Annotated in this window: 34 protein-coding genes and 1 tRNA gene; 10 read left to right on the top strand and 25 right to left on the bottom strand. The window is 59.0% G+C overall.

Annotation, left to right across the window (positions count from 1 at the left end; genetic code table 11):
- Position 1 precedes the first annotated feature (1 nt).
- Positions 2-715, bottom strand: a complete 714-nt coding sequence (locus tag I5L03_RS11675; RefSeq protein ID WP_197921974.1) for an ABC transporter ATP-binding protein — start codon at positions 713-715, stop codon at positions 2-4.
- Between the two features lie 27 nt (positions 716-742).
- Here I5L03_RS11675 and I5L03_RS11670 point away from each other — a divergent pair, with 27 nt between their 5' ends.
- Positions 743-1,468 (top strand): arylesterase, encoded by a 726-nt coding sequence (locus I5L03_RS11670; RefSeq protein WP_197921973.1) that lies wholly within the window; start codon positions 743-745, stop codon positions 1,466-1,468.
- Positions 1,469-1,477: 9 nt separating this feature from the next.
- Here the strand turns inward: I5L03_RS11670 and recF are convergent, their stop codons facing one another.
- Positions 1,478-2,563, bottom strand: coding sequence for a DNA replication/repair protein RecF (gene recF / locus I5L03_RS11665; RefSeq protein ID WP_197922581.1), 1,086 nt, complete (start codon positions 2,561-2,563; stop codon positions 1,478-1,480).
- Between the two features lie 227 nt (positions 2,564-2,790).
- Between recF and I5L03_RS13555 the strand changes: the two genes are divergently transcribed.
- Genes I5L03_RS13555 through I5L03_RS13470 form a run of 3 tightly spaced genes read left to right on the top strand, consistent with a single transcriptional unit; the run spans position 2,791 to position 3,281 of the window.
- Entirely contained in the window at positions 2,791-2,919 is a 129-nt protein-coding gene (locus I5L03_RS13555) for a hypothetical protein (protein WP_267904228.1), read from the top strand.
- A 30-nt stretch (positions 2,920-2,949) separates the two neighbouring features.
- Positions 2,950-3,075 (top strand): hypothetical protein, encoded by a 126-nt coding sequence (locus I5L03_RS13550; protein ID WP_267904227.1) that lies wholly within the window; start codon positions 2,950-2,952, stop codon positions 3,073-3,075.
- On the top strand, positions 3,072-3,281 hold the full coding sequence (locus tag I5L03_RS13470; protein ID WP_197921972.1) for a PspC domain-containing protein: 210 nt from the start codon (positions 3,072-3,074) through the stop codon (positions 3,279-3,281). The genes I5L03_RS13550 and I5L03_RS13470 overlap by 4 nt, the downstream gene beginning before the upstream one ends.
- Before the next feature lie 33 nt (positions 3,282-3,314).
- Here I5L03_RS13470 and I5L03_RS11655 read toward each other — a convergent pair whose 3' ends face one another.
- Positions 3,315-4,061, bottom strand: coding sequence for a queuosine precursor transporter (locus I5L03_RS11655; RefSeq protein WP_197921971.1), 747 nt, complete (start codon positions 4,059-4,061; stop codon positions 3,315-3,317).
- A 57-nt stretch (positions 4,062-4,118) separates the two neighbouring features.
- On the opposite strand from I5L03_RS11655, the gene I5L03_RS11650 reads away from it, so the two are divergent.
- A tRNA-Arg gene (locus tag I5L03_RS11650) sits at positions 4,119-4,195 on the top strand.
- A gap of 63 nt (positions 4,196-4,258) precedes the next feature.
- On the opposite strand, the gene I5L03_RS11645 is transcribed toward I5L03_RS11650, so the two are convergent.
- From I5L03_RS11645 to leuC, 9 genes are all read right to left on the bottom strand, one after another.
- Positions 4,259-5,641 carry an NAD-dependent succinate-semialdehyde dehydrogenase gene (locus I5L03_RS11645; protein WP_197921970.1) on the bottom strand — a complete coding sequence of 461 codons (1,383 nt, stop codon included), beginning with the start codon at positions 5,639-5,641 and terminating at the stop codon, positions 4,259-4,261.
- 340 nt (positions 5,642-5,981) lie between these two features.
- Complete coding sequence (locus I5L03_RS11640) at positions 5,982-6,599, bottom strand: SOS response-associated peptidase (RefSeq protein ID WP_197921969.1); 618 nt, start codon at positions 6,597-6,599, stop codon at positions 5,982-5,984.
- Positions 6,600-6,611: 12 nt separating this feature from the next.
- Positions 6,612-7,487, bottom strand: coding sequence for a hypothetical protein (locus tag I5L03_RS11635; protein ID WP_197921968.1), 876 nt, complete (start codon positions 7,485-7,487; stop codon positions 6,612-6,614).
- 111 nt (positions 7,488-7,598) lie between these two features.
- Entirely contained in the window at positions 7,599-7,943 is a 345-nt protein-coding gene (gene grxD / locus I5L03_RS11630; protein WP_197921967.1) for a Grx4 family monothiol glutaredoxin, read from the bottom strand.
- Between the two features lie 33 nt (positions 7,944-7,976).
- A complete protein-coding gene (locus I5L03_RS11625) occupies positions 7,977-8,210 on the bottom strand; it encodes a BolA/IbaG family iron-sulfur metabolism protein (RefSeq protein ID WP_197921966.1) in 234 nt (77 codons plus the stop codon).
- A 12-nt stretch (positions 8,211-8,222) separates the two neighbouring features.
- Entirely contained in the window at positions 8,223-8,546 is a 324-nt protein-coding gene (locus tag I5L03_RS11620) for a DUF1476 domain-containing protein (protein WP_197921965.1), read from the bottom strand.
- A 45-nt stretch (positions 8,547-8,591) separates the two neighbouring features.
- The gene (leuD, locus tag I5L03_RS11615; protein WP_197921964.1) at positions 8,592-9,197 is read right to left on the bottom strand and encodes a 3-isopropylmalate dehydratase small subunit; all 606 of its coding nucleotides are present in this window, start codon (positions 9,195-9,197) and stop codon (positions 8,592-8,594) included.
- The gene (locus I5L03_RS11610; protein ID WP_197921963.1) at positions 9,197-9,355 is read right to left on the bottom strand and encodes an isopropylmalate isomerase; all 159 of its coding nucleotides are present in this window, start codon (positions 9,353-9,355) and stop codon (positions 9,197-9,199) included. The genes leuD and I5L03_RS11610 overlap by 1 nt, the downstream gene beginning before the upstream one ends.
- A gap of 40 nt (positions 9,356-9,395) precedes the next feature.
- Positions 9,396-10,820: a 3-isopropylmalate dehydratase large subunit gene (leuC, locus tag I5L03_RS11605; RefSeq protein WP_197921962.1), complete on the bottom strand. Its 1,425-nt coding sequence runs from the start codon at positions 10,818-10,820 to the stop codon at positions 9,396-9,398.
- A gap of 98 nt (positions 10,821-10,918) precedes the next feature.
- Here leuC and I5L03_RS11600 point away from each other — a divergent pair, with 98 nt between their 5' ends.
- The 4 genes from I5L03_RS11600 to I5L03_RS11585 are packed head-to-tail and all read left to right on the top strand — an operon-like array spanning position 10,919 to position 12,678.
- On the top strand, positions 10,919-11,344 hold the full coding sequence (locus tag I5L03_RS11600; protein WP_197921961.1) for an acyl-CoA thioesterase: 426 nt from the start codon (positions 10,919-10,921) through the stop codon (positions 11,342-11,344).
- A gap of 45 nt (positions 11,345-11,389) precedes the next feature.
- Positions 11,390-11,908 carry a sterol desaturase family protein gene (locus tag I5L03_RS11595; protein ID WP_197921960.1) on the top strand — a complete coding sequence of 173 codons (519 nt, stop codon included), beginning with the start codon at positions 11,390-11,392 and terminating at the stop codon, positions 11,906-11,908.
- 20 nt (positions 11,909-11,928) lie between these two features.
- Positions 11,929-12,276: a hypothetical protein gene (locus tag I5L03_RS11590; RefSeq protein WP_197921959.1), complete on the top strand. Its 348-nt coding sequence runs from the start codon at positions 11,929-11,931 to the stop codon at positions 12,274-12,276.
- A gap of 3 nt (positions 12,277-12,279) precedes the next feature.
- Positions 12,280-12,678 carry a hypothetical protein gene (locus I5L03_RS11585; RefSeq protein WP_197921958.1) on the top strand — a complete coding sequence of 133 codons (399 nt, stop codon included), beginning with the start codon at positions 12,280-12,282 and terminating at the stop codon, positions 12,676-12,678.
- Between the two features lie 55 nt (positions 12,679-12,733).
- On the opposite strand, the gene I5L03_RS11580 is transcribed toward I5L03_RS11585, so the two are convergent.
- The 13 genes from I5L03_RS11580 to I5L03_RS11520 all read right to left on the bottom strand — a co-directional run bounded on the left by I5L03_RS11580 (position 12,734) and on the right by I5L03_RS11520 (position 18,271).
- Positions 12,734-12,892 (bottom strand): YqaE/Pmp3 family membrane protein, encoded by a 159-nt coding sequence (locus I5L03_RS11580; protein ID WP_197921957.1) that lies wholly within the window; start codon positions 12,890-12,892, stop codon positions 12,734-12,736.
- Positions 12,893-12,966: 74 nt separating this feature from the next.
- The gene (locus tag I5L03_RS11575; protein WP_197921956.1) at positions 12,967-14,196 is read right to left on the bottom strand and encodes a DUF3422 domain-containing protein; all 1,230 of its coding nucleotides are present in this window, start codon (positions 14,194-14,196) and stop codon (positions 12,967-12,969) included.
- A gap of 85 nt (positions 14,197-14,281) precedes the next feature.
- Entirely contained in the window at positions 14,282-14,689 is a 408-nt protein-coding gene (locus tag I5L03_RS11570; RefSeq protein ID WP_197921955.1) for a SufE family protein, read from the bottom strand.
- A gap of 91 nt (positions 14,690-14,780) precedes the next feature.
- Positions 14,781-15,023, bottom strand: a complete 243-nt coding sequence (locus tag I5L03_RS11565) for a hypothetical protein (protein WP_325100188.1) — start codon at positions 15,021-15,023, stop codon at positions 14,781-14,783.
- Between the two features lie 33 nt (positions 15,024-15,056).
- On the bottom strand, positions 15,057-15,311 hold the full coding sequence (locus tag I5L03_RS11560; protein WP_197921954.1) for a hypothetical protein: 255 nt from the start codon (positions 15,309-15,311) through the stop codon (positions 15,057-15,059).
- A complete protein-coding gene (locus I5L03_RS11555; protein ID WP_197921953.1) occupies positions 15,308-15,604 on the bottom strand; it encodes a hypothetical protein in 297 nt (98 codons plus the stop codon). The genes I5L03_RS11560 and I5L03_RS11555 overlap by 4 nt, the downstream gene beginning before the upstream one ends.
- A complete protein-coding gene (locus I5L03_RS11550; protein ID WP_197921952.1) occupies positions 15,604-15,915 on the bottom strand; it encodes a hypothetical protein in 312 nt (103 codons plus the stop codon). The genes I5L03_RS11555 and I5L03_RS11550 overlap by 1 nt, the downstream gene beginning before the upstream one ends.
- On the bottom strand, positions 15,915-16,262 hold the full coding sequence (locus I5L03_RS11545; RefSeq protein ID WP_197921951.1) for a hypothetical protein: 348 nt from the start codon (positions 16,260-16,262) through the stop codon (positions 15,915-15,917). The genes I5L03_RS11550 and I5L03_RS11545 overlap by 1 nt, the downstream gene beginning before the upstream one ends.
- Entirely contained in the window at positions 16,259-16,570 is a 312-nt protein-coding gene (locus I5L03_RS11540) for a hypothetical protein (RefSeq protein WP_197921950.1), read from the bottom strand. The genes I5L03_RS11545 and I5L03_RS11540 overlap by 4 nt, the downstream gene beginning before the upstream one ends.
- A gap of 33 nt (positions 16,571-16,603) precedes the next feature.
- Positions 16,604-16,987: an envelope stress response membrane protein PspC gene (gene pspC, locus I5L03_RS11535; RefSeq protein WP_197921949.1), complete on the bottom strand. Its 384-nt coding sequence runs from the start codon at positions 16,985-16,987 to the stop codon at positions 16,604-16,606.
- Positions 16,984-17,280 (bottom strand): envelope stress response membrane protein PspB, encoded by a 297-nt coding sequence (gene pspB / locus I5L03_RS11530; RefSeq protein ID WP_197921948.1) that lies wholly within the window; start codon positions 17,278-17,280, stop codon positions 16,984-16,986. The genes pspC and pspB overlap by 4 nt, the downstream gene beginning before the upstream one ends.
- 2 nt (positions 17,281-17,282) lie before the next feature.
- Positions 17,283-18,041: a phage shock protein PspA gene (gene pspA / locus I5L03_RS11525; RefSeq protein WP_407647639.1), complete on the bottom strand. Its 759-nt coding sequence runs from the start codon at positions 18,039-18,041 to the stop codon at positions 17,283-17,285.
- A 74-nt stretch (positions 18,042-18,115) separates the two neighbouring features.
- A complete protein-coding gene (locus tag I5L03_RS11520; protein WP_197921946.1) occupies positions 18,116-18,271 on the bottom strand; it encodes a hypothetical protein in 156 nt (51 codons plus the stop codon).
- Between the two features lie 170 nt (positions 18,272-18,441).
- Here I5L03_RS11520 and I5L03_RS11515 point away from each other — a divergent pair.
- A partial coding sequence (locus I5L03_RS11515) for a sigma 54-interacting transcriptional regulator (RefSeq protein ID WP_197922570.1) occupies positions 18,442-19,042 on the top strand: 601 nt, incomplete at its 3' end.

Genomic DNA, 19,042 nt, shown 5'->3' with positions numbered 1-19,042 from the left:
CTCAACCTCTAGCCGTATCGCTGGCGATCACGCCGTCACCAAGGGTGACAATGCGGTCGCAGCGCTCGGCCAGTTTGCGATCATGGGTGATAATTACCAGCGTCGCGCCGGTCTCCTCGCGGCGCCGGAAGAGCACATCCTCCACGCTGGTGCCGGTTGATGTGTCGAGATTGCCGGTGGGCTCGTCGGCGAAGATCAGCGGCGGGCGCGACGCAATGGCGCGGGCGATGGCGACGCGTTGCTGCTCCCCGCCGGAAAGCTGGGCCGGATAGTGGGTCAGGCGATGGCCGAGGCCCACCGCTTCCAATTCGGCAGCGGCTTTTTCCGACGCGCCATCGTCACCCGCTAATTCGAGCGGCGTGGCGACGTTTTCAACTGCCGTCATGGTCGGTAGCAGGTGAAAAGCCTGCAGCACGATGCCGATACGCCCACGCCGCGCGAAAGCCAGCGCGTCTTCATCGAGTGCGGTGAAATCCTCGCCAGCAACGGTCAGCTTACCAGAGGTGGCGCGTTCCAACCCTGTCAGAACCGCCATCAACGAGCTCTTGCCGCTGCCAGACGGGCCGAGCAGCGCAAGCGTTTCTCCCGGCATCACGTCGAAATCGATGCCGCGCAGGATTTCAACTGCGGCATCGCCCTCACCAAGGGTCAAACGGAGATCGCGTGCGGAAATGACCGGATGCGTGGAAGCGGATTGATCGGAAGTACTTGTCACCAGCGCGCGATGGCATAGCTAGGGGACATGAACAAGCCATCACAAAGCCCGTGGCGGAAGTCTATCGCCGCTTCGTCGATTGCCTTTGCGCTGACCCTCTCCGCCTGTGAGAGCGAGGCGCCGGTTGCGGAGCCTGAGGCGGTCGCGGACGAGCCTGTTGAAGATGTGCTGCCAGTTATGGGGCCGGAGCGCGTCATTCTCGGCTTTGGTGATAGCTTGATGGCGGGCTACCAGCTGCCGGAAGATCAAGGCTATCCCGAGCGGCTGGAAGATGTGATGCGCGCTCGCGGCATTAACGCACGCGTGATCGATGCGGGCGTGTCAGGCGACACTACTGCGGCGGGTCTCCAGCGGATCGGCTTTGTGCTCGATAATCTAGAAGAAACGCCCGATCTCGCCATTGTCGAGCTCGGCGGGAATGATCTGCTGCGCGGCTTCACGCCCGACCAAACGCGCGAAAACCTGTCAGGCATTCTCGACGCGCTGGCCGCGCGCGATATTCCGGTGATCCTGATGGGCATGCGCGCGCCGCCTAATTACGGGGCTGAATATCAGGCCAGCTTCGATGGCCTTTATCCGGAACTGGCAGAGCAATATGATGCGGCGCTAGTGCCCTTCTTCATGGCTCCGCTGGTGGAAAACCCGAACCTGCTGATGGGAGACCGCATCCATCCGACTGCAGAAGGGGTGGAAGAAATGGTCGCCGCCACGGTGGATGATGTGATTGCGGCTCTGCCCGAAGAGGATAGATAAAGGCCTGCTTCAGACGGCCACCGCGCAGCCGCTGTCGATCTGCCAGACTTTCGCTTCGCCCGCGATCTCATCGAAAGGCGCGGCCTCGGTCCCTGTGATCCACGCCTGCGTCCCGCTATCTTTCAGGCGCTCAAACAAGGCTGCACGTCGCACCGGATCAAGATGAGCGGCAACTTCATCCAGCAACAGCACGCTTGGCCGACCCTTCGCCGATAGTGCAGCGTGAGCGAGCGTTATCGCGATCAGCATCGCCTTTTGCTCACCGGTCGAACATTCGGCGGCAGGCATGGCCTTGCCTTCCATCACCACCTTTAATTCGTCACGATGCGGCCCAACCAAAGTGCGCTGAGCGGCGCGATCGCGTGGGCGGTTGGCGGCGAGCTGATCGGCGAATTCGACCTCTTTGATGGAGCCGCCGGGAACATGGGTGAGGGCGGGGCGCGCGAAGGGCTCGGTCGGGTAAGCGGCAAGCTCGGCGGAAAGGGCCTCTACCAATCGAGCGCGTCCCTGCGCTAGAGAGCTTCCCGCCTCGGCCATCTGGCTTTCGATACTATCGAGCCAGGTCGGATCGGGCGCCTGCTCGTCTGACAAAAGCCGGTTGCGTTCGCGCAGGGCGTTCTCATAGCGGCTCGCGTGGCGCGCATGGGACGGCTCAATCGCGACGGCCAGCCTGTCCATATAACGCCGCCGCGCGCCGGCGCTGTCCATGAACAGGCGGTCCATCGCCGGAGTGAGCCACCCGATGGCCAGCCATTCCCCCAGCGAGATCGCGGTTGCATCGGCGCCATTCACCTGCACCACTCGCCTTCCGGGGCGCTCTGCGAGAACTCCCGTGCCCAGTTTGACCGGCTCTGCCCCATCCAGCGTATCGAGCAGCGCGCTAACGGCGAAACCGCCGCGCCCTGATTGCGATGCCATGTCTGCAAGAGCCGCACGCCGCAGTCCCCTGCCGGGCGCGAGCAGCGATATCGCCTCGAGCACATTCGTCTTGCCCGCGCCATTTTCTCCCAACAACAAATTGACCTGACGCGCGCCGTCGAGCCGCGTTTCAGCGTGGTTGCGAAAGGTGGACAGGGTGATGCGATCGAGCGCCATGGGATGCGTTTCAGCCCTAAGCGAGGCGGCGATGCGAAACCATAGGAAATCGCGCCACCAATAGTTGGGAAATCTTCCCAACATGTGGATCTCTCCAATTCGCAACATGTACGGCGAATGAACGAGAACGGCGGAATTCTGCGGTTTTTTCAGTTTGGCACGCCCCCTGCAATGTTGGGGGCATGGAGCAAAACAACTCGCTCCAAACCAACATGAGGAGAAATGAAATGACCATGACCAACGAATTCACCGGCAAGATCTTCGCTGCTTTCGGCGCATTTGCCATCACCATGACGCTGCTGGTTTCCAGCTTCGCCAACCCCAACGCGACCACTGTAGCAACTCTGCTTGCCTAACTGACCACAACTCAAAGGAAGGATATTACAATGACCAACAACACTGATCTTCTCGGCCGCGTCTTCGCCGCTTTCGGCGCCGTCGCCATGACCATGACGCTGCTCGTGAGCAGCTTCGCTCCGCCTGCCACCACCGTTTCGGGAATGCTGGTGTGAGCAACATTCAGAACAAAAACACCAATTCGCCGAACAAATTCCGCCTCGACCGGGTGGATGGCAAGATCGGCGGCGTATGCGGCGGTATCGCCAATTACATGAATGTTGATCCGCTGATCGTTCGGCTGATCTTCGCGGTGGGTGCAATTGCCGGCTTCGGCAGTTTCATCCTACTCTACCTCGCGATCTGGTTGCTGGCCAAGTAATCGAGCATGATTACAGGCCGGCAGCCAAACCCCTCAGGCTCCTTGATCGCGAGAGCCAAAGGGTGAGAAGTCGGTATCGGTGTCGAACACCTCCACCCCTTCACGCCGCTTGAGAAAATTGATGACCGCATAAGTGACCGGCGTGAGGAGAGCTTCCCACGCCGTCTTGATAAGCCACTGCGAGACGATTGCCTGCAGCACCAGTTCCATTGGCCATCCGGCCAGCCCGTAAAAGGCGATGGGATAAAAGATCAGGCTGTCGATGCCTTGCCCGACCACTGTCGAACCGATCGTCCGGCTCCAGAGCATCTTCCCTTTCGTCCAGACTTTCATGCGCGCCATGACGACAGCATTGGCGAATTCGCCCGCCCAGAAAGCGACGATGCTGGCGAGCACGATGCGCCAGGTATTTCCGAATACGAATTCATAAGCCTCTTGTCCCGGCCAGCCTTCTGCAGGCGGCAGGGATACCACCACCCACGCCATAAACGCCATGAAGATAAGCGCGGCAAAGCCCGTCCAGATCACGCGCCGCGCATTGGCATAGCCATACACTTCGGTAAGGATGTCACCGATGATGTAGCTCACCGGAAAGAACATCACCCCGGCGCCAAAAGCCCAGGTCGCGCCATTGGGCAAAGTAACCGCGCTCAATTTTGACGCGCCGATCACATTGCTGAGCAGCAGGATCGCGACAAAGGCCGCCATCACATAGGGAAAATAGCGGAAATTCGTGTGCGCGATGGCGCTACTGTCTACTTTTTCGGGGTCAGCACTCATGCGCCGCGTCTAACCACATTTGCGCCGCACGCAAACATCGCTATTGGCCCTATCGACGCGCCCATAGCTCAGCTGGATAGAGCACGGGTCTTCTAAACCTGAGGCCGCAGGTTCGAATCCTGCTGGGCGCGCCAAAAAGGGGAAAGCATGCCAAAGGCGTGCTTTCCCCTTTTTCGTGGGTCGGTGCGGAGGTGCCTCTATGAAGGAGAGCCGACGAAAATGCTTTTCGCGTTGGTAAACTCCTTCACCCCAAGACCGCCATGTTCACGGCCGTAGCCGGAGTCTTTCACTCCGCCGAACGGCATGCTCGGATCGGCGACGCCGTACACATTTACGAACACCATGCCGGTGTCGAAGTGCTTTTTCGCAAGCTCGACTGCTCGCTCGGTGTCGCTCGAGAGGATGCCACCACCAAGGCCATAGCGGCTGTCATTGGCAAGGCGCATCGCGTCCTCATCATCCTTCGCCTTGATGACCGAGGCCACCGGACCGAAAAGCTCGTCGTCATATGCCGGCTGGCCCTTGTTGACGTTGGAGAGGACGGTGGCAGGATAGTATGCGCCATCGCCATCCGGGATCGCGCCGCCGCATTCGATCTTTGCGCCTTTCTCGACGGATTCGTCGACCTGCTCCTGCAGCGTGTCGCGAAGATCGCTGCGCGCCATTGGCCCCATGTCGCTGTCATCTGCGTTCGGGTCACCCGTCTTGATGGCTTCGAAGCGCGAGACAAATCGTTCGAGGAAGTCGTCATAGATCTTCTCGGTAACGATGAAGCGCTTGCCGTTGATGCAGGTCTGACCGTTGTTGTAGAGCCGCGCCTGCGCGCAGACTTCTGCCGCCATATCGAGGTCAGCATCTTCGAGCACCAGATACGCGTCGTTCGATCCAAGTTCGAGCACGGTCGGCTTGAGCAGCTTCCCGGCTTTTTCGGCGACATGCTTTCCGGCCTTGTCCGACCCTGTCAGCGTGACACCGCGCACCTTTTCATGCGCGATGATGTCATCCGAGAGATCATGGTCGAGAAGCAGGACGGTGAAGAGATTTTCCGGCAGGCCGCCTTCGCGAAAGATTTCTTCCAGCTTCAGGCCGCTGCCGGTGCAGTTTGAGGCATGCTTGAGCAGTACGCCATTGCCCGCCATGAGATTGGCGATGGCATAGCGAACGACCTGATATGCCGGGAAATTCCAAGGTTGGATGCCATAAACTACGCCGATCGGGGAGTATGTGACGATGCCGTGATCGGCATTGTCGGGATTGCGTTTTTCGTCGGCCAGCTCGTCAGGCCCGGTCTTTGCGGTGTAATCGCAAATCGATGCGCAGAGTTCCACTTCATCGCGGCTGTCGCCGATCAGCTTGCCAACCTCGTCCGTCATCAGCTGTGCCAGCTCTTCTTTGTTGTCGCGCAGAGCTTTCCCGATGGCGCTGATGATGTCGGCACGTTCCTGCAGTGACTTCAGCTTCCAGGCGAGAAACGCCTCATGACAAGCGTCCACTTTGCCAAGGGCGGTTTCTTTGTCGTGCTCTTCGTAAGTTTCGAGCTCCGACCCGTTTGCCGGATTGATCGTCGTTATCGTGCCCATGGCCGTGTCCTTTTTGAATAAGTATCGGGTTTGATACAGAAACGCTTCAAGCGGCATGCGGGTCCTTAGCTAGGGCAGGAAGGGCAGACGCAGCGATGAAAAGAAATCTGCAAAGCTGATGGCGATAGAGTCGGGAAAATTTACACACCGCACCCGCATTAAATTTTCGCAAACCATCGTCTTGCGCGGGAAACCGCCATTGCGCAAAACTGGCACGGCCCATGCAATGTTACAGGCGTACCCAAGTTCTTCGAACGAGGCGGGGCCGATTTCCAAATGGTCCCCAACCAGTCTCCCGGCTCCGCCTCCCCGAAGACCTCTTCCGAGAAATCGATGAGACCTACCGGCGACCGGCCCAGGGCGTATTGCTGCGTTCGACCACCATTGGTCCGGCGAATGGCTGGCACAGATCCCACGCGTCGGATGGCTCGGCCTTGAGCCAGGCCTGCCAATCATTTTGCGCGATGATCACCGGCATCCGGTCATGCACTGGTCGCACCGTGTCGTTCGCATCGGTCATCACCATTGTGTAGGCGCGGTCCCACTCGCTGGTATCGCGCCAGAAACCGGCGATGGCGAATAGCGGCGCGCCCTCTGGGCTGAACCATGTGCGGGTCTTCGCGCCCTTCGCGCCCTCGGCTTCGGCGAAAGCGGATACGGGGATCAGGCAGCGGCGGTTTTCAAAGCTTAATCGCCAGAACGGGCTCTTCAGCTTGTCCTTGCGCGCATTGTTGACGGGCTTGGGCTTGAGCGGCTGGCCCTTTGCGCCTTTGCGTTGCAGCGGGAAGCCCCAGACCATCTGCTGCAATTTACCCTCAGCCAGCACCATTCCCGGATAGCCGGGATAGATTTCTTCAGGCGCATTGCCGCCGGGCGCGACGCTCATATCCTGCGCGATGGCATCGAAGAAGTGCGCGACCTCATCCTGCGACTTCGACATTTTGTAGAGGTTGCACATGACGCCGCTCGCCTATTCGCCGAGAAGATAGCCCGCTTCGGCTGCAGGGACAGGCTCTGCGATCGCGCCGCCGGCCATCGGCCAGATGATGTCTCCGGTCACCACGCCCATGCTGATCGGCAGCAGGCTTGAGAGGAAGATATGCACGGGCGTGGGGGCGGGCCCGTCGAATTCGGTGACATAGACACTCATCGCCAATTCGGGGTTGGAAGCATCCCAAGTAACGGTCTCGCAGGTATCGGTGACGAGTTCGGGCTCTCCCGAAAGGCCGAATGCATCGAATCCCACGCGGAAATGTTTGCCGAGCGGGATTGCGCCTTCTTCAATCGGGCCATTGAGGACATAGGCATCGAAGCTTCCGTCCTCGCGTGGAGGCAGCACGATGGTGGCGAAGGTGACGCCGCTAGCAGAGCCTTCGGCCTGATCGGTGCAGAATGTGTTGTTGCCTGCTGCCAGCACCGCGCGCGGAGCGAAACCGCGTGCCTCTGCCATCGCGGCGAAAGCGCCATCGATCTGTGGGGCATTTCCCGGCAAATGAATGGTTTCTGCAATAATGCGACCATCGGAGACCTGATACTCCGCGAGCGCGATCAATGCAGCATTATCGCCTTCGCCCCTGCTGCCGATTACAACGGTATCCCACACGCCAGCCTGCGCGGCGGGCATGGCGACGGCGCCCTGATAACTTGCATCCGGCTGGCTGGTCGTCATCCCGGCATACTGCATCTGCGCGAGCGCTACGGCCTGTTGCACCTCGGCCATCAGCTGCGCGGTCTGCTCGGCATTGCGAGCCAATGCGACGCGCTCCTGCTGGCTTGGCATGTCTTGCGCAAACACGGAAGTAGTCAAGGAGCAGATAAGGGCGACGGCGAGAAGAGTGCGGATCATGGAAACTCCAGTCGGATAAGGCGAATGCCTATCGCAATTCGAAGCTGAACGAAAACGGACCGCAAAAGCGGCCCGTCATCATAAAACAGATTGTCAGTGCAGCGAGGTGCATCAGCTCTCGGTCTTGGCGACCTGCTTTTCGTCCATCAGTGTCTGCAATTCGCCCGCTTCGAACATTTCCATCATAATGTCGCTACCGCCGACGAATTCGCCCTTCACATAAAGCTGCGGGATCGTTGGCCAATCCGAATAGGCCTTGATACCCTGTCGAATTTCCATGTCCTGCAGCACGTCCACGCTTTCAAATGCGACATTGCAGTGATCGAGGATGGCCACGGCGCGGTTAGAAAAGCCGCACTGCGGGAACAGCGGTGTGCCCTTCATGAAAAGGACAACGTCATTGTCGCCCACGATCTTGCCAATGCGCTCGGATGTTTCGGTGTTGGTATCGGTCATCTGTCCCACCAGGTAATGAATTTATCTGACCCGTCAGTTGGGGACGGAGGTATGCAGTTGCAAGGCGTGCAGTTCCCCGCCCATGCGCCCGCCGAGCGCGGCAAAGACCATCTTGTGCTGCTGCACCCGGCTTTTGCCTGCAAATTCGGAGGAGGTGACGCGGGCGAGCCAGTGATCATTGTCATCGGCAAGCGCCTGCATCTCCACCTCTGCGTCGGGCAGGGCTTCCTTGATCAGCCTGGCGATGTCTTCAGCGGGCATGGGCATGGGGGCCGCTCCTCAGCTCTCGCTCATATATTGGCGCTTGGCCTCGATCCCGCACTCAAGCAGGCGCGCGCGCACATCGGATTCGCTGACATCGCAGCCGGCCTGCGTGAGATCGCCGAGCAGCTTGCGCACGACATCCTCGTCACCCGCTTCCTCGAAATCGGCCTGCACGACAGCCTTCTTGTAGGCTGCGGTTTCTTCAGGCGTCAGATCCATCAGGCCAGCTGCCCATTCGCCGAGCAGGCGATTGCGGCGTGCGGCGACCTTGAAAGCGGTTTCTTCGTCCATCGCAAACTTGGCTTCTTCGCCGCGCTTGCGGTCATTAAAATCGGTCATGTGGGTTCCTCCGGAATGTGGTAATTTGTCTAGCGCGATGAGGGGTCAGGCGGCAATGCCTGTTCCGCGCGCCAGCCAAGGTTTTTGGTTGCGAATGCCGGTTTCAAAGTCGGAAATCGCGCCATCGCGACTGAGCGTCAGGCCAACTTCGTCCAAGCCTTCCATCAGGCAGTCTTTGCGGAAAGCGTCGATTTCAAAAGCGAAGCGATCCTGGAACGGCGTTGTAACGCTCTGCGCATCGAGATCGATGGAGATTTGATCGGCTTGAGCGACTTCGAGCAGGCGATCGATCGCGGTTTGCGGAAGCTCCACGGTCAGAATACCGTTCTTGAAAGCATTGCCTGCAAAAATGTCTGAAAAGCTGGGAGCGATGACGGCGCGGATGCCGAGATCGAGTAGCGCCCAAGCGGCATGTTCGCGGCTGGACCCGCAGCCAAAATTATCGCCTGCGATCAAAATTGGCGCGCCAGCAAATTCTTCGCTGTCAAAGGGATTGTCCGGTTCATTCGCGCGGACAGTTTCGAAGGCGCCTTCGCCAAGCCCCTCACGGCTGATCGTTTTCAGCCAGCGAGCGGGGATGATGACGTCGGTATCGATATTCTTGCGGCCGAAGGGGATGGCACGCCCTTCCACTTCGCGCAGCTTGTCCATCAATCGGTCTCCGGCTTCTCACCACTGGGAATGGGGCCGGGCTGGGTCGGCTCATTAATCTTGCGCTTCTTGTTCACATAGAGAAGCGCTGCCGCCACAGCGGCGGATCCGATGGCGCCTGCTGCAATAGCGGCCTTACCTTTGATGTTCTTTGTCATGCTCTTTTAATGCGCCTCGACGCGCGATGTTTCAAGAAAATCAGGTTAGCTCTCTCACATCGGTCAGCCTGCCGGTCACGGCTGCGGCGGCCGCCATCGCGGGGCTGACGAGGTGAGTGCGGCTGCCGGGACCTTGGCGGCCGACGAAATTGCGGTTGCTCGTGGAAGCGCAGCGTTCGCCTGCGGGCACTTTGTCCGGGTTCATGCCGAGGCAGGCGGAGCAACCCGGCTCGCGCCATTCGAGGCCGGCTTCGGTGAAGACCGTGTCCAGCCCCTCAGCCTCGGCCTGCTCTTTCACAAGCCCTGAGCCGGGCACGACGATCGCCCATTTCACATTGTCTGCCTTCTTGCGGCCACGCAGCACGTCGGCGGCAGCGCGCAAGTCTTCGATGCGGCTGTTGGTGCAACTCCCGATGAAGATGTTCTGCACCTCCACCTCTCGCATCGGCGTGCCGGGGGTCAGGCCCATATAGTCGAGGCTGGCCCGCGCCGCGGCCTGCTTCGACGGATCGGCAAAGCTTGAGGGATCGGGAATGCTGCCGGTGATCGCGACCGTATCTTCCGGGCTGGTGCCCCAGGTGACGGTCGGCGCGATATCGGCGGCGTTGATGGCAACACTTTTGTCGAACTGCGCGCCTTCATCGGTGCGAAGAGTTCGCCAGTATTCGACTGCGGCATCCCAGTCCGCACCTTGCGGAGCAAACTGGCGGCCTTTGAGATAAGCGAAGGTCTTTTCGTCGGACGCAATCAGGCCAGCGCGCGCACCGCCTTCGATGCTCATGTTCGAGACGGTGAGGCGGCCCTCGACGCTCATTTCCTCGAACACCTGTCCGCGGTATTCGATCACGTGGCCGGTGCCGCCTGCCGTGCCGATTACGCCGATGATGTGAAGGATCAGGTCCTTGGGCGTAACGCCCGCAGACATTGCGCCTTCAAGACGCACTTCCATCGTCTTGCTCGGCTTCAGCAGCAGGGTCTGCGTGGCGAGTACGTGTTCGACCTCGCTGGTGCCGATACCGAAGGCGAGGGCGCCTATCCCGCCGTGGCAGGCCGTGTGGCTGTCTCCGCAAACGATCGTGGTGCCGGGAAGCGAGAAGCCTTGCTCCGGGCCGACGACGTGGACAATGCCTTGCTCCCGCGCGGTCGCGCCGAAGTAGCGGATGCCGAATTCCTCGACATTCTTTTCCAGCGCGGCGAGCTGCTGCGCGCTCTGCGGGTCTTCGATCGGGATGCGCGTGCCATCTTCCGATAAGCGCGGGGTGGTGGGCACGTTGTGGTCGGGCACGGCCAGGGTGAGCTCGGGACGGCGCACTTTGCGGCCTGCAAGTCGCAGTGCTTCGAATGCCTGCGGGCTCGTCACCTCATGCACCAGATGGCGATCGATGAAGACAAGGCAGGTGCCATCATCACGCCTTTCGATGACATGATCGTCCCAGATTTTTTCGTACAAAGTGCGCGCTGTCATGGCTTGCCATTAGCCTTTGCGATGAATGGAGCCAAGTTTATGCAAAAAAGCGTTTTTGCTGACTTGGAAACTTAACCTTTCCCGCCTAACTTTCAGGTATGTCAGCCAAAAGCTTCTCCATCCCGATCCGCATCTTGCCCGAAGATATCGATTTCATGGGGCATGTGAACAATTCGCGATACCTCAATTGGGTGCAGGATGTGGTGCTGCAGCATTGGCAGAAACTGGCTCCGGCTGAGGAAGTGGCGAGCAAGGCATGGGTCGCGCTCAAGCATGAGATCACATACCGCAAGCCCGCTTTCCTAGACGATGATGTTATTGCCGAAACCGTGCTGGAGAAAATCGCCGGTGCGCGCAGTTTTTACAATACTGTCATCAAGCGCGGCGAAGACGTGCTGGCAGAAGTGCAGAGCATGTGGTGCTGCATCGATAGCGAAACACTGCGGCCCGCACGGATCGACCGCGATGTGGCGGAAAAGCACTTCGGCATTGCGCGCAAGCAAACGCCGCACACTGGCGACTAACGTCTGCCTTTGCGCTTGGCCCTGGCAGCGCCTATAATGCCGATCATGGACATCATCGTTCCCATCCTTGTTGTGATCGCTACCATTCTTGCGATGGAAGTGGTCGCGTGGTCGAGCCACAAATACATCATGCATGGCTGGGGTTGGGGCTGGCACCGCGATCACCATGAACCGCATAATAACCTCCTCGAAAAGAACGATCTTTACGGCATTGTCGGTGCGGTGATGAGCATTTCCATGTTCATGTGGGGATGGCCCGTGGTGGCCGGCGAATATACCTGGCCGATGGCGAGCTGGATTGGTGTCGGCATCCTTGGCTACGGCATCATTTACACGCTCATCCACGATGGGCTGGTGCATCAGCGCTATTTCAAATTCGTGCCCAAGAAAGGCTATGCCAAGCGGCTGGTGCAGGCGCACAAGCTGCATCATGCGACTGTTGGCAAGGAAGGCGGGGTCAGTTTCGGCTTCCTCTTCGCGCAGGACCCGGCCAAGCTGAAAGCCGAATTGCGCCGCCAGCGCGAAACTGGGACCGCCGAATTGCGCGAAAGTGCTGGCATTTAATCTAGTTTCTGGGGGGAAAAATGTCGGAAAGAGCGGAGATACGCGGACTTTGGAATGGCAGCTTCCAATATTCCTCATCTGCCGATGTCGGTGACTTTCCGTTCAAAGCCAAGATCGTCGAGAAGGACGGCGACGTGTCCGGCCTGATCATCGAAGATTCGCTTTCCGGCGGGACGGTGAAAGCCGAAATCAAGGGGCGGCTGGATGGCCGCGCGATTTCCTTCACGAAAACGTACCTCACCGAAAAAGATCACTACGCGCACGCCGTTCAATATGAAGGCCAGATCAGCGCCGATGGCACTGCGATCTCGGGTACATGGCGGCTGCCGCATGATGGCGGAACTTTCAGCATGATCCGCTCGGACTAGGCATTGCCGGGCAAAGATGATCTTTCAGGCCAGTGGGATGGGCATTTCGATTATCCTGCTGGCGCTGGTCCCAGCACCGCATTTCTCGCAAACATCCAACACAAAGGCGGCCGCATAACCGGAACAATCATCGAGCCCGATCTCTACAGCGGCGCGGCTCCTGCAGAAGCGCGGATCGTTGGCGTGGCAGCAGGCCAAAATATCGACTTTACCAAGACCTACACCCGCGCCAGCCGCGGCTATGAAAATCCTGTCGATTATGTCGGGCAATTGAGTGGAGATGGAAATCGCATCACCGGCATGTGGAGCATTTACGAAATGAACGGCACCTTCGAGATGACCCGGCAAATCGACATCGAGGAAAGCGTCGAGCGCAAAGAAACCGTCGAAATCGAGCAATAAAAAGGGCCCGCCGATAGAACCGGCGAGCCCTCAATACGCGTGTGGCAGATTTACCCTAGCGCGCGTAATTCACATAAAGACCATGGATCAAACCCGGAATAAAGCCGAGCAACGTCAACACGAGGTTGATCAGCGTTGTGCTGCCTATGCCATGCTTCATTGCCACACCAAGCGGCGGAAGAAGGATTGTCGCGATCAGAACCAGAATTGCCATTGTTTCATTCCTCAAATTGGAGAATATCTCCCATCGTATGGAAAATTAACGGCTTTTCAGCCAAGTGGTTCCGACTAATCTTCGCCGGAGCCAAGCAGTCGCCGTTTGGCGATGCGGACACCGATGAACATTGTCAGCACAGTCGGGACGACCAGGAGCGCGACCGTGTCCGTCGCATCGACACCGTCCCACCCTTCGAGACCCCATGTGACGAGTCCGAGCAGGTAATAGCTGAGCGCGACTACCGAGAGGCCTTCGACGAGTTGCTGCAAGCGCAATTGCAATTTGCTCGATCGATCCATGCTGCGCATCAGTTCTGCATTCTGGTTTTCGATCCGCGTATCGATCCGCGCGCGCAGCAGGCTGGCGAGCCTTTCAGCGCGCTGGGACAATTGCTCTTCACGCACCACCAGCGCCTCGCAAAAGCGCGCGGCTGGCAGGAAGCGCCGCTTGGTGAAAGTGTTGAGTGAGGCGAAGCCATCAATCGGCTTCACCTGCAATTCCTCCAGCCGTTCCTGCACCAGCTGCGCATAGGCGCGCGTGGCGCTCATTCTATAGCCCGTCATTGTCGCGACAGTCGTCAGTTCGAGCGACAGCGATGAAAGCTCCGCCATCAGATCATCGTCGCGGCCATTATTGGCGCAAAGCCTGTCCGCCAGCTTGGCAAGTTCGGTCTCGATCGCGTCGAGCCGCGGCCAGTGCTCCTGCGCTTCGGGCAAGCCGAGAAGCGCCTTGTTGCGATAATTGCCGAGGTCCTGCAGCCGCTGGACGGTGCGTGAAAAGTCGCGGTCATCAAGGCCATTTGCAGCGACGAGAATGTGCCCGAAGCCGTCCCCCTGTAGCCGGAAATCGGCCCAGATCCGCGCCTTGCCGCCGATATAGCAGGACACGATCTCGTGAGGATCGAAATTCATTTTAGGCAGCAGGCGTTTTGCCGCGCGGTCATCCTTGACCAGCGTCATATTGGTGGCGCGCACGATCTGGCCGGGTAGGCCGCGCGCCCACTCCAATGCATCGGCAAGGTCGGGATCGGTGCCTTTGGCGAACAGGGCAAGGCTACTGCCTTCGCTATGCCTCTCCCACGCGACAGCGATGCCGGGCGAAAAATCGCCCGAGCGATGAGGTGCGTTGGGCTTGTCTGCGGGGGCGGGCAGAATGGGATCGAGATGCGCAAGCTCGGCTTCGCGATCCTCGCGATCGGTCATCAAAACCCATTGGATGACTTTGCCGGGAACGTGCAATTGCGGCCAGCGCCGCAGATGCATTTCGGATACAACCTGGCGGCGTAATTCGTGTTCGCGCATGCCTACTCCCCTCAGGTCAATACCCCTTTGAAAGGGGGATCATGCCCGATAGGTTCCCCTTTGACGAGAGACCTGTGCGGATTTATCAGGCAGCAGCGATCCGCCCTGCATGCTCTTTAACGAGCGAAATCATGTTGGGGACGCCCTGTGTCCGGTTGGAACTGAGCTGGTTCTTGAGGTCGAATGGGGCGAGTGCGCCGGCAACGTCCATCTTTGCGACTTCGCTTGCGGGTTTGTCCTGCACGGCGGCGATCACCAGCGCGACGATGCCCTTGGTAATCGCGGCATTGCTGTCTGCGAGAAAATGCAATGTCTTGCCATCTGCCGTGGGGTAGACCCAAACTTGCGCTGAGCATCCGCGAACCAGCGTGGCATCGGTCTTGAGCGCGGCGGGCATGGCCTCCAACTCGCGGCCCAGCTCGATCAGCAGGCGATAGCGTTCGTCGCCGTCGAGAAAATCATATTCTTCGTGAATGTCTTCGAGTGTGCGCATGCGGGGCGCTTAGCAATCTCGTCATCCCAGCGAAAGCTGGGATCTGGTGAAATTTTGCCAGATCCCAGCTTTCGCTGGGATGACGGGGAACTTACAGGTCCACCCCGCTGGCTATCGCTTCCAGCTTGCGGATGCGTTCTTTGAGGTCTGCAATTTCAATCCGTGCCATGCCTTCGGGTGAGCCGTTCTCCAGCTCGGCGGGCACTTGCCGCATTTCCAGCTCGCGGTTCTTGAGCGCCAGCCAACTCTGCCACCCGGTAAGGGCGCTGGCCGCCATGATCAGCAGGGCGACAAGCGCGGTTCCGGCAATGATCAGATCAACTTCCATCATCATTCTCCCCTCTCGAGGCTTCCCTTCCAAAGGCGACTATTCGTCGCGCAATTTGTCGATTTCTTCGGCGGTGCGGCGGGCGGGATCGGTGGCGATCTTTTCCAGCACTTTTACCCGTTCGCGCAGGTCTTCCAACTCGGCTCGCGCTTCATCGCGCTCCTGTTCAAGCTGCTTGTTCTTCCCGCTTTCGCTGTGTTTGATTCGGTCGTTCCGGTTTTCAGCGCGTTGCATCATCAGCACGCTGATCGCGATGACGATGACGATGGCGACCAGGGCAGTTCCAAAATTCAACGCACTTTCTCCGCATCCATTTTCAATTCACGCAAATCTTCGATCTGGCGCGAGAGGTCTGCTGAGGGATCGGTGACGATCCGCTCGAGCACGCGCAGTCGATCTTCCAGATGCGCATGCGTTTCGCTGGGCTTCCCTGCCTGCGCTGCCTTGGCCTCTTCAATCCTTGCTTCCAGTTCAAGCTTGCGCTCTTCGTGTTCCTGCACACGCTTGTTCACCAGATAGGCGAAGGGCATCACAATCAGCACAATCGCGATGACGAAGCTGAAAATCAGGACGAGATCCCAGTCCATCAATTGGCCTCCGTCTTGCCGGCGCGCAGGCTCTCGATCTCATGCGTCAGCTGGTACCCGCTATCGGTCACGATCCGCTCCACATTGGCGAGGCGATCTTTCATCGAGCCGAGTTCGGCGCGCAGCTGGGCATTTTCTTGCGTGAGCAGCTTCACGCGCTCCTCGTTCTCGGCGCTTTTGGGATAGACTGCCTTGCCCCAGCTGTTTTCCAGCGGGTAGCCATTCTTGATCCGCATCCAGGTGGTCACGACCCAGCCGATGGTAATGGCCGAAACGCCGATCCCGATACCCAAGCCACCAAACCATTCCATCACGCGTTCTCCTTGTTTCCGAGATTGAGGGGGACACCATTGTCGCTGCTCTCGCGCACCGGAGCATCGCGAAGCGCTTCGATTTCTTCGGCTACACGATAGCCCTTGTCAGTCACGATGCGTTCGAGCACGACCATGCGATCCTGCATTTTTTCCATCGTTTCCATGAGCTTGGCGTTCTGGCCAGCAAGGCGAGCTTCCTTGGCGGTGTCCGGCTTCTCAGTCGTGCCGCCCCATTCATCTTCCAGCGGATAGCCATGCTTCGCGCGGATCCAGTTGTTGATGAGCCAGCCCACGTTGCAGGCAAGCGTGATGCCAATGATGAAGAGAGCAATCTCCCAAGTCACTTAACTTTCTCCCGTGTACCAAGATCGAGCTGCACGCCGCGATCGGTGTCTTCGATTGATTTGGTGTCGCGCAGCGCCTCGATCTGAGTGGCGACGTCGTAACCCTTGTCGGTCACAATGCGCTCGAGTACCTGCACCCGGTCTTCCAGAGCCTGCACCTTGCTCGCATATTGCGCGGCTTTTTCAGCACTCTGGCTGGCAGTCGCTTCAATTTGCATCTGCAGCACATCCTTGCGGTGCTTCGCCCAGATGGCGACAATCGGAATGCACACGCCGATGATCGGTATCAGTACGCCAAGCTCACCCACTCTTCTGTCCCCTCATTCTTTTGTTATTTGCGATCAGCGAAGCTTTTCAATTTCGCGGTTCAGGCTGGGGTTGCTGTTGACGTAGAAACTTTCAACAGCGGCCAAGCGGCGATCTACATCCTTCATCTGCGATCGGATCTCGCGGGCGGTGCGCTTCGGGTTCTGGCGCACGCGTTGCCAGTATTTGGTTTCCTGCGGATCGACCGAATAGAGATGCTTCGGTTTCTTGTTCAGCAGGATGCCCATCACGATGTAGATGACCGGCATGAGCGGACCGAGAGCAAAAAAGGTTGCGAGGACGGCACCCAATCGGATCCAGAGGACGTTGACCCCGGTATAGTCCGCGATCCCGGCGCAGACGCCCATGACTTTGCCATTCTGTTTGTCGCGATAAAGCGTGGTGCGCGGGGTATTCATTTGCGGGCTTCCTTCTTTTCGGCGAGCAGTTCCTCAAGCTCGCGTAGCGGCTGGTTGTCGGCTTCCTTGTCGTGCTGGAGGCGCGGGGCGTCGAATTCGACATGGTCGGCGGCGACCAGGCGTTCGACGGTATCCATGCGCTCATCGAGGCGTTTGGCGAGGCTGTAGAGATCTTCCAGCAGCGCTTCGTCATCGGTGGTGATCGTTGCGGCGGTCTTCCACTTGGTTACGTAGTGCAGGATCAGCCACGGCAGGCCGATCACAACGATCGGAATGGCGATGAACTCTTCCATGATTATTCCCCTTTGCCCTTGTCAGCGCTGCTGCCCTTGCCGAGCGCGCGCTTCATTTCCTCCAATTCCTCGTCGATCTTGTCGCTGCCTTCGAGGGCGGCGAATTCATCGGCGAGGCTGTTTCCCGAACCGTCCGCAATTTGCAGCGAGTCTGCTCTGCCCTCGGCGTAATCCACCCGGCGTTCGAGCTGGTCGAAGCGGGTCAGCGCATCATCGACGCGCTCATTGGTCATCAGGCTGCGCAGCTTGACGCGGTTTTCCGCGCTTTCGAGGCGAGCCGCGATCTGGCTCTGCCGGCTGCGGGCTTCGCGCAGGCGGTTCTGCAGCTTGGCAATGTCCTGCTCATAGGCGCGCAGCGCATCGTCGAGCACGGCCATTTCCTGCTTCAGCTGATCGATCATGTCGGTCGCCTTGCGGCGTTCCATGAGCGCGGCACGGGCAAGATCTTCGCGATCCTTGCTCAGCGCCAGCTGCGCCTTGTCCGCCCAATCGGCCTGCAGCCGGTCAAGTTTGGCCGAATGGCGCTGCATTTCCTTCATGTCGGCAATCGTACGCGCGGCGCTCGCTCGCACTTCAACAAGGGTCTCTTCCATTTCGAGGATGATCATGCGGATCATCTTCGCAGGGTCATCTGCCTGATCGAGCAGCTCGTTGAAGTTGGCGGCGATAATGTCGCGTGTACGGGAAAAAATGCCCATCCAGTTTCCTCCGGTGTTCAAAGCGCGTCCAGTGGGGGTGGGGCTGGTGCGCAGGCGGTCGATCTCTTGATCGAGCCGCGTACCTGCGCGCTTCAGTCCGTTGCCCAGGGGCGTCAGGGGGTTTTTATTCTCGTCGCTCACGCCAGTTCAACCGCTGGAGTTGAGGCAATCAGCATATTGCTGGTGGCCAGATCCTGCTGCATCTGCGTGAACACGGCAAATGTGATCATCGCGGCAATGCTTACCAGCGCGGCGTGGCCGAGTTTGCTGGAAAAGAAGCTGTGATCGAACATCGTTACATCCCTTGTTGGGAATTCCTGACTGGAACCCTTTCTGGTCCATGAATAGCAAAGGGTGTGCCAATTCTAATAAAACACTGAAAAAAAGCGAAAAAATGTGAATTGCCGTTTTGCGACATGGTTTCTGTTGCCAAGATATGGGAAATTTCACTATATCTTGGCGCGTGGAGCAGAAAAACCAGTTTATCGGCCAGTCCGGAGCCTTTCTCGACGCGGTGGAGCGGGCCAGCCGCGCAGCGCCCATGGCGCGCCCTGTCCTCGTGATCGGGGAGCGCGGGACGGGCAAGGAATTGATTGCCGAACGTCTCCACCGCCTATCCGATCGCTGGGACAGCCCGCTCGTCGTGATGAACTGCGCGGCGCTGCCCGAAACGCTGATCGAGGCCGAATTGTTCGGCCACGAACAAGGTGCGTTTACAGGTGCTACCAAAGCGCGCGCCGGAAGGTTTGAGGAAGCCGACCAGGGCACGTTATTTCTAGACGAACTGGGCACGCTCTCGATGGGCGCGCAAGAACGGCTGCTGAGGGCCGTCGAATATGGCGAGGTGACGCGCATCGGGGCCAGTCGCCCGACACAGGTCGACGTGCGCATCGTCGCTGCCACCAATGAAGACCTTCCGCGCCGCGCAGAGGAGGGTACCTTCCGCGCCGACCTGCTCGACCGGCTGAGTTTTGAAGTGATCACTCTTCCGCCGCTCCGCGTGCGTGAGGGCGATATCGGAATGCTCGGCGATTACTTCGGGCGGCGGATGGCAGCAGAATTGA

It is taken from the genome of Aurantiacibacter sediminis (assembly GCF_016019885.1).
Lineage (GTDB): Bacteria > Pseudomonadota > Alphaproteobacteria > Sphingomonadales > Sphingomonadaceae > Alteraurantiacibacter > Alteraurantiacibacter sediminis.
The sequence above is the reverse complement of the archived record's forward strand: the minus strand, read 5'-3'. Positions and strand labels throughout refer to the sequence as shown.

Coding starts and splice junctions, on each gene's coding strand:
- I5L03_RS11670 (WP_197921973.1), top strand. CDS start 743: ATGAACAAGCCATCACAAAGCCCGTGGCGGAAGTCTATCGCCGCTTCG.
- recF (WP_197922581.1), bottom strand. CDS start 2,563: ATGGCGCTCGATCGCATCACCCTGTCCACCTTTCGCAACCACGCTGAA.
- I5L03_RS13555 (WP_267904228.1), top strand. CDS start 2,791: ATGACCATGACCAACGAATTCACCGGCAAGATCTTCGCTGCTTTCGGC.
- I5L03_RS13550 (WP_267904227.1), top strand. CDS start 2,950: ATGACCAACAACACTGATCTTCTCGGCCGCGTCTTCGCCGCTTTCGGC.
- I5L03_RS11655 (WP_197921971.1), bottom strand. CDS start 4,061: ATGAGTGCTGACCCCGAAAAAGTAGACAGTAGCGCCATCGCGCACACG.
- I5L03_RS11645 (WP_197921970.1), bottom strand. CDS start 5,641: ATGGGCACGATAACGACGATCAATCCGGCAAACGGGTCGGAGCTCGAA.
- I5L03_RS11640 (WP_197921969.1), bottom strand. CDS start 6,599: ATGTGCAACCTCTACAAAATGTCGAAGTCGCAGGATGAGGTCGCGCAC.
- I5L03_RS11635 (WP_197921968.1), bottom strand. CDS start 7,487: ATGATCCGCACTCTTCTCGCCGTCGCCCTTATCTGCTCCTTGACTACT.
- grxD (WP_197921967.1), bottom strand. CDS start 7,943: ATGACCGATACCAACACCGAAACATCCGAGCGCATTGGCAAGATCGTG.
- I5L03_RS11625 (WP_197921966.1), bottom strand. CDS start 8,210: ATGCCCATGCCCGCTGAAGACATCGCCAGGCTGATCAAGGAAGCCCTG.
- I5L03_RS11620 (WP_197921965.1), bottom strand. CDS start 8,546: ATGACCGATTTTAATGACCGCAAGCGCGGCGAAGAAGCCAAGTTTGCG.
- leuD (WP_197921964.1), bottom strand. CDS start 9,197: ATGGACAAGCTGCGCGAAGTGGAAGGGCGTGCCATCCCCTTCGGCCGC.
- I5L03_RS11610 (WP_197921963.1), bottom strand. CDS start 9,355: ATGACAAAGAACATCAAAGGTAAGGCCGCTATTGCAGCAGGCGCCATC.
- leuC (WP_197921962.1), bottom strand. CDS start 10,820: ATGACAGCGCGCACTTTGTACGAAAAAATCTGGGACGATCATGTCATC.
- I5L03_RS11600 (WP_197921961.1), top strand. CDS start 10,919: ATGTCAGCCAAAAGCTTCTCCATCCCGATCCGCATCTTGCCCGAAGAT.
- I5L03_RS11595 (WP_197921960.1), top strand. CDS start 11,390: ATGGACATCATCGTTCCCATCCTTGTTGTGATCGCTACCATTCTTGCG.
- I5L03_RS11590 (WP_197921959.1), top strand. CDS start 11,929: ATGTCGGAAAGAGCGGAGATACGCGGACTTTGGAATGGCAGCTTCCAA.
- I5L03_RS11580 (WP_197921957.1), bottom strand. CDS start 12,892: ATGGCAATTCTGGTTCTGATCGCGACAATCCTTCTTCCGCCGCTTGGT.
- I5L03_RS11575 (WP_197921956.1), bottom strand. CDS start 14,196: ATGCGCGAACACGAATTACGCCGCCAGGTTGTATCCGAAATGCATCTG.
- I5L03_RS11570 (WP_197921955.1), bottom strand. CDS start 14,689: ATGCGCACACTCGAAGACATTCACGAAGAATATGATTTTCTCGACGGC.
- I5L03_RS11565 (WP_325100188.1), bottom strand. CDS start 15,023: ATGATGATGGAAGTTGATCTGATCATTGCCGGAACCGCGCTTGTCGCC.
- I5L03_RS11555 (WP_197921953.1), bottom strand. CDS start 15,604: ATGGACTGGGATCTCGTCCTGATTTTCAGCTTCGTCATCGCGATTGTG.
- I5L03_RS11550 (WP_197921952.1), bottom strand. CDS start 15,915: ATGGAATGGTTTGGTGGCTTGGGTATCGGGATCGGCGTTTCGGCCATT.
- pspC (WP_197921949.1), bottom strand. CDS start 16,987: ATGAATACCCCGCGCACCACGCTTTATCGCGACAAACAGAATGGCAAA.
- pspB (WP_197921948.1), bottom strand. CDS start 17,280: ATGGAAGAGTTCATCGCCATTCCGATCGTTGTGATCGGCCTGCCGTGG.
- I5L03_RS11520 (WP_197921946.1), bottom strand. CDS start 18,271: ATGTTCGATCACAGCTTCTTTTCCAGCAAACTCGGCCACGCCGCGCTG.